Consider the following 13689-nt stretch of genomic DNA (forward strand, 5'->3'; position numbering starts at 1 on the left):
AAAAAACAAAGAAAATCGAATACTTACATTGTGTCTAAGTCTGTTTTTACAGCTGCGAAATGTCTCTCAAGGTATAAAAAATCTATTAAATATTAATCATAAATACGTATACTGTAGTCCATGACACGCTTGAAGCGTCAAAAACAACCTATAAATAACGAAGGGTAAATCACATGAATATCATTATTTTCTTACTCATTGGCGCCGTCGCGGGATGGTTAGCGGGTACTTTCATGAAAGGCGGCGGTTTCGGACTGCTTGGTAATATCGTTGTCGGGATTGTCGGTGCCATTATCGGCGGCTTTGTATTCGGCTTGCTCAGCATTTCCGCCAACGGGTTAATCGGTTCGATCATCACCGCCACACTCGGCGCCGTACTGTTGCTTTATATCGTCAAACTGGTTAAAAAAGCTTAAGAGTTCCTCTTCTTCTAAAGTTGACTGACTTGTCTAAACGAATGCCTGTCAGTCAACGAATACTTCTCCCCAAACCACTCTCATTCCCGCACACTCAACTTTCGACTCTTTTGCACAAACCACGCGTTTTATAAAGCCGAATGAAATTACGCATAACAATTACCTTCTCGAACTTTTTTGTTAAGATTCATCCATTCGATTCAACACACATGATCCGAACCAACCCCAACCTTCTCGACGCCCTATGGAACTGAGCTTTATACTTTTAATTTTAGTCGTCGTCACCGTGGCCTTATACGACTTCACCAACGGATTCCACGATGCCGCCGACATGGTTGCCACCGCCATCGCATCCGGCGCCATGAAAACCTCCGTCGCAATCCTTATCGCCGGCTTCTTCACTTTCCTGGGACCGTTATTGATGGGATTGGCGGTCGCCGATACGGTGGGCACCTTCGTCGATATCGAGGGGGTTCACGTTCATCTGGCGCAAAGTCTGGTAATCGGCGCTTTGATGGCCGCCATTACCTACAATCTCATCACGTGGAAGCTGGGTTACCCCTCTTCATCCTCCAACTCATTGGCCGGAGGATTGGTCGGTGCGGGTCTGGCGCTTTTAGGCAACCAGAACATCAACTGGGGAGTAGATGCGTTAATCAACGGCCACCTCGAAGGCGTCATGAAAGTCGTCGCCGGCCTGTTCGCTTCCCCGTTTCTCGGTTTGCTGATCGGTTTTTTACTGATGAAGCTGTTTCTGAACGTATTCAGAAACTTCACCTACCGCATCCGCAACCTGTTTGTGGCTTCCCAATATTTCAGTGTCGCCTGGCTGGGGTTCTCGCATGGCGCAAACGACGCACAAAAAGGCATGGCGATCATCGGCATGATGTTGCTCGCTTCGGGTCAAACCCAAAGTTTCGAGGTTCCGTTCTGGGCAATACTACTCTGTACCTCCGCCATCACCCTGGGCACGTTTTTCGGAGGATGGCGCATCATCAAGACACTCGGATTCGAAATCTACCGTATTCGAGTTGTCCACTCGGTCGCCAACCAGATCAGTGCCTCCGTAGTGAATACACTGGCCACCCTGATCGGCGCCCCGACCTCCACCACCCAGGTGGTCACGGCGACGTTAATCGGTAACGGTGCGGCGGAAAAACCGCGTCACGTCAACTGGCTCAAAGCCAAGGGCATTGTGGCGGGTTGGTTTTTGAACGTGCCGATTTCAATGGCGTTGGGTGCTATTTACGCCGCTCTCATTTTCTACCTGATCGGAGGTAATCATGTTTAAGTCTCTGCTTCAAAAGTACGTCCTACCGAAAGAGGTCGACTTTCTCGGTGCCCTCAACCAGCACGCCCAGTCCATTAAACGCATCACCCATGAACTGCAAGCGTGCTTTATCGAAGGGGATGAAACCGGATGTAAAGCCATCATAGAAGATCAGCATCAGGCCAAAAGCATCAGAGAGAGCAATATGAACGAATTGCTCAATAGCTTCATCACGCCGATCGACCGCGAATCCATTTTCCGCATCATCACTCAACTAGACTGGCTCGCCATCAGCATTCGCCACTTCATTATCGAAGCCAAAGCTTATGAAGTAGAGCAACTGCACAATGGTTACGGCGAAATATTTTTCCACATTTGTAAAAGCGCCGACCATTTGGCCAGCGGGTTTGAACAACTGATCGACAAAGAACACCTCGCTGTTGCAAACGAAGCTCAAAGGGTCAGAGACAACTACGATTCACTGGTCGATGTCTATGTGGAGAAAATGGCGCAGCTCTCCAAGAGCAACAACTTGCAGGAAATGTTCATTCACCGCGAATTGTTGCTGCAACTTAAAGAGATCGGTAAGCGTTTCCAGATCTGCGCTAATTCGTTGGAAGACATTCTGGTCAAGATGAATTGATCCATCGCGCCGTAAACTCTGTGCATTGAACACGCCCTCGGCGGACTTTTTTGTTAATATTCATGGATCAATCAATATTAGGAAAATCTCATGAGACACGTAGTCATCACCGGCGGCAACAAAGGCATCGGACTGGCATTAACCCAACGCTTTGTGGAAGCCGGCGATAAAGTACAGATCATTGCGCGCGATTTCAGCAACCAGGAAGTATTCGATTACCAGAACCACCCGCTGGTCACCTGCACCCAATTCGACTTAAGCGAAGTCGACAAACTGCCGGAACTGGTTGAACAGATCGAAAAAGTCGATGTGTTGATCAACAACGCCGGACTGTTGCAGCCGATCACCTACGAAAACTATCCCGACGACCGCATGGATTACTCCCTGAACCTCAACCTGATCGCACCGGTCAAACTGACCACCATGCTGGAAGAAAAACTGAACGCACCGTCCGACTACACCCCGCGCGTCGTCAACAACGCCTCCATTGCCGGACAGATCGGCCATCCGGACATCTGGTACGGCATCGCCAAAGCGGGACTGATCAACGCCACTAAAGCGTTCTCGAAAGCATTCCTGGGCAAGATCATCGTCAACGCCGTCGCCCCCAGCCCGACCGAAACCGACCTGTTGCAAAGTATTCCCGAACACCGTCAGCAAGCGTTTCTAAAAAACACCATCAGCGGCCGTTTCGCCACCGCACAGGAAGTCGCCGACACCATGTACTGGCTCGGAACCGAATGCCCCGAATACATCAACGGCGTCTGTATCGACATCAACAATGGGTCTCTACCAAGGTAACCATTCACATGGCAATGCACAAAGAAAGAACTACGCATGGAGAACCTGAAAAAATTGATTCAATTATGCGTAACTCCTATGATGACTTCGTCAGAATGGAGAGACGCAACCTGTTAGCTATTTCCAGCGCGATAATTTTTGCTTTTTGGAGTAACGTTTCTGGTGAAATCGATTTTTTTGGACTGAAATTTACAGGCATCGACCCCTCTTTTCTGTTTGGCATTTTATTTCTCATATGTCTGTATTTCTTGATTGCATTTTCTATCTACGCCTATCCTGGATATAGAACAGCTAGACAGGAGTGGAAAGAGCAAACGTCCCATCTAGGAAGCATAGCCTTCGAGAAAAGCCTATTTCAGCGCTTATTTTGTAAAGCTAATCTATCAAGCCTCAGATATATGACATGGCTGCACTTTACCTATGCATTTCCAATTGCTATAGGTTTTTTGTCCCTATTACTTTGTATCTACCGTTTTATTTATCAAGGTTACTAATATGAGCATCGCCGTTCACCAAGCCATCCAACAACGTCATTCGGTTCGGGCCTTTACTGACAGCCCTGTCGAAACCCGTGTCATTCATCGCATTCTGGACCGTGCGCGCTTTGCGCCTTCGGGCGTGAACACCCAGCCTTGGCAGGTGTCGGTGGTGACGGGCGAAACCAAACAACGTCTGCAACAGGCGATATTGGACAAATTCCATACGGGCGAACGCGGCAAGATGGATTACAGCTACTACCCCGACGAATGGAAGCCGCCTTACAAACAACGCCGAGTCGAAACCGGCAAACGTCTTTACGGCGCATTGCAGATCGACCGACAGGACAAGGAACGCCAAATGGCGCAATGGGCGGCAAACTACCGTGCATTCGACGCCCCCGTGATGCTGTTTTTTTGGATGGACGACTGTCTGCAAACCGGTTCTTATTTCGACTACGGTATGTTTGTGCAAAACATCATGTTACTGGCCATTGAAGAAGGGTTGGCGACCTGCCCGCAAGGCGCTTTGGGCGAATACCCGAATATCGTCCGCAGCGAACTCGGTTACGGCGACGACAAACTGCTGATCTGCGGTATGGCATTAGGTTATGAAGATACCCGCCATCCGGTCAACCAGTACCGCACCGACCGCGAACCGGTCGAGAACTTCACCCAGTTCTTCGAATAAGATTTAAATACGATGAATACGGCTTTTCGGGAAACCAACATTCTGGAAAAGCTGTTCACTTCGCTCGTCAATATCGGCGTCGCTTTTGTGATGCTGCTTCCTTTCCTATGGTTGAACTTCTCGACACTGGAATTGAAGTGGATTTTCATCGGTCTGTTTTGGTTGGAAAACCTGATCTCGATTCTATTCTTTAACTACCGCCTGCCCGGCATGGCGTTACAGAATACCCACTGGAAACAGACTTATTCCAAACCGCATCAACTACTGCACGCCCTGCTGTATACGGCCAGCTTCGCCACCCTGCTATTTTGGATATGGTTTCCGGGCGACCTGTTACTCCTGAACTTAGTGTTGCTGCAACTGCCTTGCCTGCTACTGACAAAAACCACATTACACGGTTGGCTGTCCGGCGGGATGGTCGATGTAAAATCGCGCCTATCACCTTAAAAACATTACTAAAATGTGACACTTACACTTAATACGCAAAACCCCGTGCAAACCAAGCTTTTTTTGTTTTACAATCTATCCCTCTACCATTCGTTCAATGTAACAAAGCGAGCAAACCATGAGTGACTTTCGCCACGATGCTTTACATTACCACGAGCTGCCGAAACCGGGAAAACTGGAAACGGCGCTCACCAAACCGTGTGAAAACCAACGTGATTTAAGTCTGGCTTACAGCCCCGGAGTTGCCGAACCGGTGCGTGAAATCCAAAAAAAACCGGACGACGTTTATCGCTATACCGGTAAAGGTAATCTGGTCGCAGTCATCTCCAACGGCACCGCTGTCCTGGGCTTGGGGAATACCGGCGCTCTGGCAAGCAAACCGGTAATGGAAGGCAAGGGCATGCTGTTCAAACGCTTTGCCAACATTGACGTGTTCGATATTGAAATCGATTGTTCCGATACCGACGAACTGGTGCAAACCATCGCCAACATCGCCCCCACATTCGGCGGCATCAATCTGGAAGACATCGCTGCGCCGCAATGCTTCGAAGTGGAAAAAGCCTTGCAGGAAAAACTCGACATCCCTGTGTTTCACGACGACCAACACGGTACAGCCATCGTTTCCGCCGCCGGACTGTTGAACGCGCTGAAACTACAAGAGAAAACTCTGCGCGATGCCAAAATCGTCTGCGTCGGCGCCGGAGCGGCGGGCTTGACCTGTATGCATTTACTGATCGAGTTGGGAGCGACTCCCGAGAACATTCTATTGGTGGATCGTACCGGAGTGGTCACGACCGAACGTAAAGACCTGAACATTTACAAACAACCGTTTGCACGCGATACCGACAAACGCACGTTGGCGGATGCGGTGCAGGATGCGGACGTGTTTTTCGGCGTCTCCGACAAAGATATTCTAAGCGTCGATATGCTGATGAGCATGGCGGAAAAACCGATTGTGTTCGCCATGGCAAATCCCGACCCTGAAATTAACCCCAAGCTGGCATTGCACGCCCGCAAAGACGTGATTATGGCGACCGGACGCAGCGACTATCCAAACCAGGTCAACAATGTACTCGGGTTCCCTTATATCTTCCGCGGCGCATTGGACGTACGCGCCACCGAAATCAACATGCCGATGAAAGTCGCAGCGGTGCACGCTTTGAAAAAACTCGCTCAGACCCACGTGCCTAAAGAGGTCATCAAAACCTACGGTTTAAACTCGTTGGAATTCGGGCCGGAATACATCATTCCCAAACCCAACGACCCGCGCCTGTTCAACGTGGTTTCCCAGGCGGTCAGTGAAGCGGCAATCCGCTCCGGCGTCGCCAGACTGCCGATGCACGCAAAAGTGGAAGAATTCATCTAAACTAAAACGACTTCGAACAGGCCGGGTGATTTCTTAATGGGTAAAAAGGCAGCGCATCTCAACAAGTTGAATCTAATCTTGGGATTCGGTCTGGCCGTTCTTTTGAACGGTTGCGCGCTGCTTCCTCAATCCGGCGATTCAACAACCCTGCCTGCGCTGGACACCCTTTACGACTATATCTTGTTAGACGGCACGACCCAGAAGCCGATTTCCGTTGATGAAATGGCCGATCGGCTCGTCGACAGCGATGTGGTTTTCATCGGCGAATTCCACGGTAATCACGCGTCGCACCTGCTGGAATCGCAACTTCAAAACGCACTTTACCAACGCAGACCCAAACAGATATTGTCGATGGAACAGTTCGAACGTCAGCAACAGCCGATTCTAGACCGTTATCTGGACAATGAAATCGGCGAAGCTTATCTGGTCAACGAAGCCCCGGCCTGGGAGAACTACACGTCATCTTACCGGCCTTTAATCGAGTTCGCGAAACAGCATTTTCTGCCGGTCGTGGCTGCCAATGCACCGACGGACATCGTGCGTTGCATCGGTCGTGAAGGTGACAAGTACGTGGAAAAGCTTCCCGGCACCGAACGAAACTGGATTGCGGACGAACCGTTTGCCGACATCCCGAACTATGAACAGAAATATCAGAGTTGGATTCAAGAAGTCCGGCACCTTTCGGCCAATGCCGCACTCAAGAGTTATCAAGCGCAGATCGTCCGCGACAACACCATGGCCGAGAGTATCTTGCAAGCCTTACGGGACAATCCGGGTTATCAGGTATTGCATCTCAACGGCGCCTTTCACAGCAACGGTCATTTGGGGACGGTCGCCGCTCTGCACCGCATGGCACCCAACCTTAAAATCAGCGTTATCAGTCCGATCCACACCCTGATGCCTCAGCATCCGATCACCAGTCCGGAAGATTTCAAACAAGGCGATTTCATCTATCTTCTACAATCACAGCCAAACAAGTATGTGAGCGCCTCTTACCGCCAGAAAATCATGAAAAGCCTTTTCAAAAACGCCGACGCTAAACCTTGTCTCTAAACGTTTTTTAGCCTTTGAGATATTTTCCATAATCAAAATGGCGTAATTTGAAAACAGTCTTAAATACTCTGCATAAACACTTGTAAGCATCCTGTTTACAAATGGATGTTAAGCTTCAGACTTTGAAGCTTGCAACCAACAAGGGCAACGATGTTCTGTACAAACTATAAAAGTAAAATCCGACAAATCGAATCCGAACTGCAACACGACCAATCCATTCTCAGCGCATTAAACCGCGTCATGGCGGTGATTGAATTCGATCTTCAAGGACAGGTTCTGGAAGCCAACGAAAACTTCCTGAACACCCTTGGATACCGGAAAGAGGAAGTGATCGGCCAACATCATCGCCTGTTTGCAAAACACGATTATGCAAACAGTCCCGAATACCAAGACTTCTGGGAAAAATTACGCCGCGGCGAATTCCAAGCCGGGAGAATCGAACGCCTGAATAAAAACGGCCAGGTACTCTTCCTGGAAGCCAGCTACAATCCGATTTTGGACCGTAACGGCCAGGTGACTAAAGTCGTCAAATTCGCCACCGACATCACCGCACAAGTGACCCGAGAAAATGAAGCACAGTCGCAGATTGACGCCATCAACCGCGTTATGGCGGTCATCGAGTTTGACCTTGAAGGCAATATCCTTCATGCCAATGACAACTTTCTACAGGCAATGGGTTATCGACTTGATGAAATTGTCGGCCACCACCATAAAATGTTCGTCACCCCCGAATATAGAAATTCGTCGGAATACCAAAAGCTGTGGAAAGACCTTGCGGCCGGAAAACACTTTTCAGGCACCATCAAACGACTCGACAAACACGGCAACGCCATTTGGTTGGAAGCCAGCTACAACCCGATTTTCGATAGCGACGGCCAAGTTTACAAAGTTGTGAAATACGGTACGGACGTCGGCAACAACGCCAATATGAAACTATTGCAAAACGTCGTGGAAGACGCGACTGAAGTGCTAACGGGATTTGCTCGAGGCGACCTGTCCTCGCGTATGGGACAGCACCTTAAAGACAATGAGGATTCACTGTTTCGCAACGCCATAGACGCGCTGTCAAACGCAACCGTTAACATGTCCGAACGCTTGAACCAAGTGATCGTAAACGCTTCGACAGCGGCCGCCGTCGTCAATCAGGCAACCTCTGATGTGGCGGAAAGCGCAGAGCATTTAAGTCGCCGCATTAACGAACAGGCCGTGGCCGTGGAACAAACCAGCCAGACCATGCTGACAATGAACGAAGCGGTTCAGACCAATACTGAAAACGCCCAGCAGGCGTCAAAGGTCGCCGCTCAGGTACAGCAGAAATCACAACAAGGCACGCGAGTAATGAATGAGACGATTGAAGCCATGCATGCCATTCAAAACTCCAGCCATGAAATTTCCGAGATTATTACCTTAATCGACGGCATCGCTTTTCAGACCAACTTGCTGGCCTTGAATGCGGCGGTAGAAGCCGCTCGTGCGGGAGAGCATGGAAGAGGCTTTGCGGTCGTGGCGGGAGAAGTGCGTGCTTTGGCGCAAAAATCGGCGGAAGCGGCCAAGAATATCAAAAACCTGATTGAAGTGACGGTAGAACGCGTCGAACAGGGCAATACTTTAGCCACGAATTCCGGACAGGTTCTTGAAGAAATCAATCAGGCGGTACTCAGTGTCAGCGGTATGATTGACCAGATTGCACAGGCCTCGACTCAGCAATTTGAAAGCATTCGTCAGGTACATCAGGCGGTGAGCCAGATCGACGAGGCTACCCAACAAAACACGACCCTGGTCGAGGAAACCGCCAATTCGTCAAAAAGCCTATCCGAACAGGCCTTAATACTGAATCAGGAAATGGCCTATTTCAAAATCAAGTGAGAACGCCTACCCACTAAAATCCCTTATAAAATTTTTACCGGCAACGATTCAAAATCTTGTCGGTAAAGTTTTATTTCATTACGTCGATACAGGTTATATTAGACAACTACATCAGCGAACCAGGCCGTTGTTAACAAACGGTAAAACACCTTGAAGACTTTCGCTGACCCTGTAACAGCTCCGCCTTTGACAATCAATGGCCGGGCCAAAACGTAGGATAGATAATGCGCATTTCCTTCTCCGCTTTAATGGGATTCTTCCTCGGCCTGGGGCTTTTCGCTCTGGCGGTGTACGTCAACACCGAAAACTACCTGATGTTTTTCAGCCTTTCCAGCCTGTTGATGGTCTTCGGCGGCACTCTGGCGGTGGCGATGATCTCGTTCGAAGGGCGTAACGTATTGCTTGCCTTCCGTGAAATTCTGGCGACGCTGGCAAGCAACCGCGTCGACCCGAGAAAACTCTACGAAGACGTCGGAACCTTGATTGATTGGGCGCAAATCATCCGTCGAGAGAGTTTGAGAAAACTGGAAAACACCGTCGCGCTTTCGGCCGAAGACGACAAGAACTTTCTCGGCCAATCGTTCATCTACCTGCTGTCCGGTTACCGCGGCGAAAAACTGCGCGTCTTGCTGCAAAACGTCCAGCAGTCGATCTACGAACGTAAAATGGTTCAATCCAAAGTACTGATGACAATGGCTTCGGCCGCACCGGCCTTCGGTATGATCGGAACCTTGGTCGGTCTGGTCATCATGCTCAACAACATGAACGGCGACCCGTCGAAAATCGGAGCCGGATTGGCGGTTGCTTTATTGACCACCTTATACGGCGTCTTAATGGCCCAGTTGATTTTCAAACCGGCTGCTCGTAAAGTCGAACACAAACAAGACCTGGAAGCCTACCGTAACAAAGTCCTGACTGAAGGCGTGGTACTGCTTTCCGAAGGCGTTTCACCGTCTCATATCGAAGACGCTATGAATGCGTTTTTGGAACCCAACTACCAATTCAGCAGAGCGGTTCGCTGATGGCCTCGCCAAACACACCGAACAATCCGTCAAACCCGCTCAATCCGGGAAATCCTAATGCGCCTCTCCAGCCGTCCATCGAGATTCAGGAGCTGTTGATGCAGAAGCATCAGGCGGAAATCAAGGCGAGCAAGGACAAGAAAAAACCTTCCGACGAAAACGACAGCGACTGGCTGATTACCTATGCGGATGCCGTCACCATCCTGCTGGCTTTTTTCGTACTGATCTTTTCGGTTTCCGAAATCCGCCAATCCAAGTTCGAAGATTTGAATCAGTCGCTGGGGCAGACCCTGCTTAAAAAGGAGACCGTTAAAAACCCGCTGAAAGATCTACAAAGTTCTTTGGCCGGGGTGCTTAACGCTTACGATATCAGTCCGATCGATGCGGTAACGGTTTCCGACAACACCCTTAAACTCGACCTGCCGGGAGAACTCCTGTTCGGCACGGGATCGACCGACTTGGGCGAAACCTCGGCCAAACTCTTGGCGGACGTCGCCGCCAGAATCAAGGCGTTTCCGTTTAAGAATTACAGTATTGAAATCGAAGGTCATACCGACGACGTGCCAATCAGTACGGTGCGATTCCCGTCCAACTGGCAGCTCTCTTCCGGGCGAGCGATTTCGGTACTGCAAGTCTTCTTTGCCGCCGGTATCGACAAAAACCGCCTGAAAGCGATCGGTTACGCCGACACCCGCCCCAAGCGGCCTAACCGCAACCAGTACGGCGAACCGATCCCCGAAAACCAGGCTCAAAACCGCCGGGTTGAAATCGTCGTTTCAAAAATACTGAATTAAAAACCGTTACCGACGATTTAGCCCACTAGGGCAAATACAGATAATACAATCCGGGGCGCAGACTTAAAGCACTGTCCAGAATCGGTGCTTTCAGCAAGCCCATCGACACCGGCGGCGTCAAGGATTCCACGTTCGGCGAATACACCGAAGCGTTCGGATTCTTCTGGTAACGGTATGTCACGACATTGCACTTCTTCTCGCCGCCCAATTCACAAGCCGCTTGCGTCGCTTCGGATAGATACCCCAAAGAATCCACCAGACCGACCTGCTTGGCCGCTTCTCCGGTATAGATTCTTGCCGTTTTGACCTCTTGCATCTGCGCATCCGTCAACTTGCGGTTTTTCTGCACAATAGCGTAAAAACGCAGAGCCATCTCGTCGACCAGGTTTTGGAACAAGGCTTTGTCTTGATCGTTAGCGGCGCGGAAAGGCGACCCCATATCCTTGCTTTCGCCGGTTTTATAGACGTTCACGCCGACACCGATTTTTTCCATCGTACCGGAAATATCGGGCGTCATCGAAATCACCCCGACCGAACCGGTCACCGTGGTCGGATGCGCCTGAACGTGATCGCCCGCCATAGAAATGTAATAGCCGCCCGATGCCGCAATATCCATCATCTGTACATAAACTTTCTTGCCGGTACGCTCTTTAAAAGCCAATAATTCATGGTAAAGAATGTCGCTGGCGGTAACGCCGCCGCCGGGCGTATTGATTTTAAGCAACACGGTTTTGATCTGTTCGTCGTCCTCGGCCTTTTTCAGCTGCATCAATACCGAATCCAGCAAGCTCGGCGCTTTGCCCAACAAGCCGTCTTTAGGCTGGTCGCTGATGGTGCCGTTGATCTCGACCAGCAACACTTTGGCTTTAGCCCCCTCGGTCTCTTCCACCACCTGTTCTTTAAACGGCTTGTCGTAAGACGGCCCAAGCTTGATGGTGGCGCATCCGCTCAACAACAGCAGATTCATGACCAAAAAGGTTAGACCCGTCCATTTTGCCATTAACGTTAAATTCCCCGAATTACGCATCCCGTGTTCCTCTATTTTCTACCGGCCGAAACCGATTTCGAATTCATTGTAAGATCGCATGAAACCTTTATACCTTAACCTCGTTCAGTAAAACTTCTTCCGCTAGATAGGCGCGAATATTATCTACCGTGGTTTCGGCAATGTGGCTTAACGCCTCTTGAGTGAAGTAGGCCTGATGACCCGTAATCAAAACATTATGGAAGGTCAGCAAACGCTCGAACAGGTCGTCCTGAATAATCTCGCAGGAATGATCTTCAAAGAACAAAGCCCCCTCTTTCTCATAAACATCCATACCCAAATAGCCGATTTTTCGGGATTTCAATCCATCGATAAGCGCTTCGGTATCCATCAGGGCACCGCGTCCGGTGTTAATCAGCATGACTCCGCGCTTCATTTTGGCAATGGTTTCCGCATTGACGATATGATCGGTTTGCGGCGTCAGCGGACAGTGCAACGAAATGATGTCCGAGCTCGCCCAGATCGTTTCGAGTTCGACCTGTTCAATACCCAGCTGCCCACACGCCGTGCACTCGTAAGGGTCGTACACCAACACCCGACAGCCGAACGCCTTTAGCATCTTACCCACCAGACGGCCGATCTTACCGGCTCCGATAATGCCCACGGTTTTGCCGTGCATGTCAAACCCCAACATGCCGTTGAGCGAAAAATTTCCTTCACGAACGCGGTTATAGGCTCGATACAGCTTACGGTTCAACGCCAACATCAAACCGACGGTGTGTTCCGCCACGGCATAGGGCGAATAGGCCGGAACCCGAACCACCCGAATGCCCAAATCTTGAGCGGTCTGTAAATCGACATGATTGAAACCGGCGCAACGCAGTGCCAGCAATTTGGTTCCGCCCTCGGCCAGCTGTTGCAGAACCGGCTTGTCCAGGCGATCGTTGACGAACACACTGACCACTTCGGCACCGTGGGCACTCGGCACGGTATTCAAATCCAATGCAGCCTCGAAATAAACCACATCCCACTCCGGGTCTAAAGTCCGGCACAAGGCCTGTTTATCATAGAGCTTACTGCTATACACCACGACTTTCATACTCAATTCCAATTCGTTCTGATCAATACTGCGTTCTATCATATCCCGAATCCGCCTGACGGCGAATCTCAAACACAAAACCGGTTTTACGGATAAAAAAACAGCTTAGTCTACCCACCTAACAACCGATTTTTTCTCGCCGTAAAACTAAAAAAGCACGATATCAAATAACAATATCGTGCTTTTTAATATCACCCTCTTGCCGGTATGAAGAGGTTAGCTGTTAAAGACTGCGTGCCCGAACGTAAGCTTGCTCGGAGGCTTGCGTCCACTTGCTGACCTGATCACGGAACGCTTTCTGAGAAGCCCACACGCGCTTCGACAAATCGTCTTTCTGCGATTCTTCATCCACCACTTGCTCGGACAAGGTCTTCAACTCTTTCAAAACGTCGTCCGGGAACTCTTTCAGTTGAACGCCGTGTTCGTTGATCAGCGTCTGCAAGGCTTGCTGGTTACGCGCGGTGTATTCCGACAACATTTCCAGATTGGCGACCTTCATGGCGTTGCGTACGATGCTTTGCAAGTCGGCAGGCAATTCGTTGAACGCCTTTTCGTTGATCATACATTCCATCGTCGTCCCCGGTTCGTGCCAGCCCGGAGTATAGTAAAACTTGGCGACTTTATAGAAACCGAACGCCAAATCGTTGTATGGTCCAACCCATTCGGTCGCATCCAAAGCACCGGACTGCATCGACGGGAACAACTCGCCGCCCGGCAAGGTCACCGGCACACCACCGGCACGCTTCAACACTTCACCCCC

The 13689-nt window shown here is 50.1% G+C and carries 15 protein-coding genes; 12 read left to right on the forward strand and 3 right to left on the reverse strand.

Annotated elements, in window-relative coordinates; genetic code table 11:
- The first annotated feature begins 173 nt into the window (after window positions 1-173).
- The 12 genes from ABY044_RS10950 to ABY044_RS11005 all read left to right on the forward strand — a co-directional run bounded on the left by ABY044_RS10950 (window position 174) and on the right by ABY044_RS11005 (window position 10845).
- Window positions 174-416, forward strand: a complete 243-nt coding sequence (locus ABY044_RS10950) for a GlsB/YeaQ/YmgE family stress response membrane protein (RefSeq protein ID WP_373020654.1) — start codon at window positions 174-176, stop codon at window positions 414-416.
- A gap of 244 nt (window positions 417-660) precedes the next feature.
- The gene (locus tag ABY044_RS10955; RefSeq protein ID WP_373020655.1) at window positions 661-1707 is read left to right on the forward strand and encodes an anion permease; all 1047 of its coding nucleotides are present in this window, start codon (window positions 661-663) and stop codon (window positions 1705-1707) included.
- Window positions 1700-2329, forward strand: a complete 630-nt coding sequence (locus tag ABY044_RS10960; protein ID WP_373020656.1) for a DUF47 domain-containing protein — start codon at window positions 1700-1702, stop codon at window positions 2327-2329. The genes ABY044_RS10955 and ABY044_RS10960 overlap by 8 nt, the downstream gene beginning before the upstream one ends.
- A gap of 90 nt (window positions 2330-2419) precedes the next feature.
- The gene (locus ABY044_RS10965; protein ID WP_373020657.1) at window positions 2420-3130 is read left to right on the forward strand and encodes an SDR family oxidoreductase; all 711 of its coding nucleotides are present in this window, start codon (window positions 2420-2422) and stop codon (window positions 3128-3130) included.
- 8 nt (window positions 3131-3138) lie between these two features.
- Window positions 3139-3624: a hypothetical protein gene (locus ABY044_RS10970; protein ID WP_373020659.1), complete on the forward strand. Its 486-nt coding sequence runs from the start codon at window positions 3139-3141 to the stop codon at window positions 3622-3624.
- A 1-nt stretch (window position 3625) separates the two neighbouring features.
- Window positions 3626-4297 carry a nitroreductase gene (locus ABY044_RS10975; RefSeq protein ID WP_373020661.1) on the forward strand — a complete coding sequence of 224 codons (672 nt, stop codon included), beginning with the start codon at window positions 3626-3628 and terminating at the stop codon, window positions 4295-4297.
- Between the two features lie 12 nt (window positions 4298-4309).
- Window positions 4310-4744, forward strand: coding sequence for a hypothetical protein (locus ABY044_RS10980; RefSeq protein WP_373020663.1), 435 nt, complete (start codon window positions 4310-4312; stop codon window positions 4742-4744).
- 118 nt (window positions 4745-4862) lie between these two features.
- Entirely contained in the window at window positions 4863-6110 is a 1248-nt protein-coding gene (locus ABY044_RS10985) for a malic enzyme-like NAD(P)-binding protein (protein ID WP_373020665.1), read from the forward strand.
- Window positions 6111-6146: 36 nt separating this feature from the next.
- Window positions 6147-7163, forward strand: coding sequence for a ChaN family lipoprotein (locus ABY044_RS10990; protein ID WP_373020666.1), 1017 nt, complete (start codon window positions 6147-6149; stop codon window positions 7161-7163).
- 150 nt (window positions 7164-7313) lie between these two features.
- Entirely contained in the window at window positions 7314-9029 is a 1716-nt protein-coding gene (locus tag ABY044_RS10995; protein WP_373020667.1) for a methyl-accepting chemotaxis protein, read from the forward strand.
- A gap of 224 nt (window positions 9030-9253) precedes the next feature.
- Complete coding sequence (locus ABY044_RS11000) at window positions 9254-10051, forward strand: motility protein A (protein WP_373020668.1); 798 nt, start codon at window positions 9254-9256, stop codon at window positions 10049-10051.
- Window positions 10051-10845 (forward strand): flagellar motor protein MotB, encoded by a 795-nt coding sequence (locus ABY044_RS11005; RefSeq protein WP_373020670.1) that lies wholly within the window; start codon window positions 10051-10053, stop codon window positions 10843-10845. Before ABY044_RS11000 ends, ABY044_RS11005 begins: the two co-directional genes overlap by 1 nt.
- 25 nt (window positions 10846-10870) lie before the next feature.
- On the opposite strand, the gene sppA is transcribed toward ABY044_RS11005, so the two are convergent.
- The 3 genes from sppA to ABY044_RS11020 form a co-directional block, all read right to left on the reverse strand.
- Window positions 10871-11845 (reverse strand): signal peptide peptidase SppA, encoded by a 975-nt coding sequence (gene sppA, locus ABY044_RS11010; protein ID WP_373020672.1) that lies wholly within the window; start codon window positions 11843-11845, stop codon window positions 10871-10873.
- 94 nt (window positions 11846-11939) lie between these two features.
- A complete protein-coding gene (locus tag ABY044_RS11015) occupies window positions 11940-12929 on the reverse strand; it encodes a 2-hydroxyacid dehydrogenase (RefSeq protein WP_373020676.1) in 990 nt (329 codons plus the stop codon).
- A 223-nt stretch (window positions 12930-13152) separates the two neighbouring features.
- A partial coding sequence (locus tag ABY044_RS11020) for a TRAP transporter substrate-binding protein (RefSeq protein WP_373020674.1) occupies window positions 13153-13689 on the reverse strand: 537 nt, incomplete at its 5' end.

Source organism: Thiomicrorhabdus sp., assembly GCF_041583835.1.
In the GTDB taxonomy this organism is placed as follows: Bacteria; Pseudomonadota; Gammaproteobacteria; order Thiomicrospirales; family Thiomicrospiraceae; genus Thiomicrorhabdus.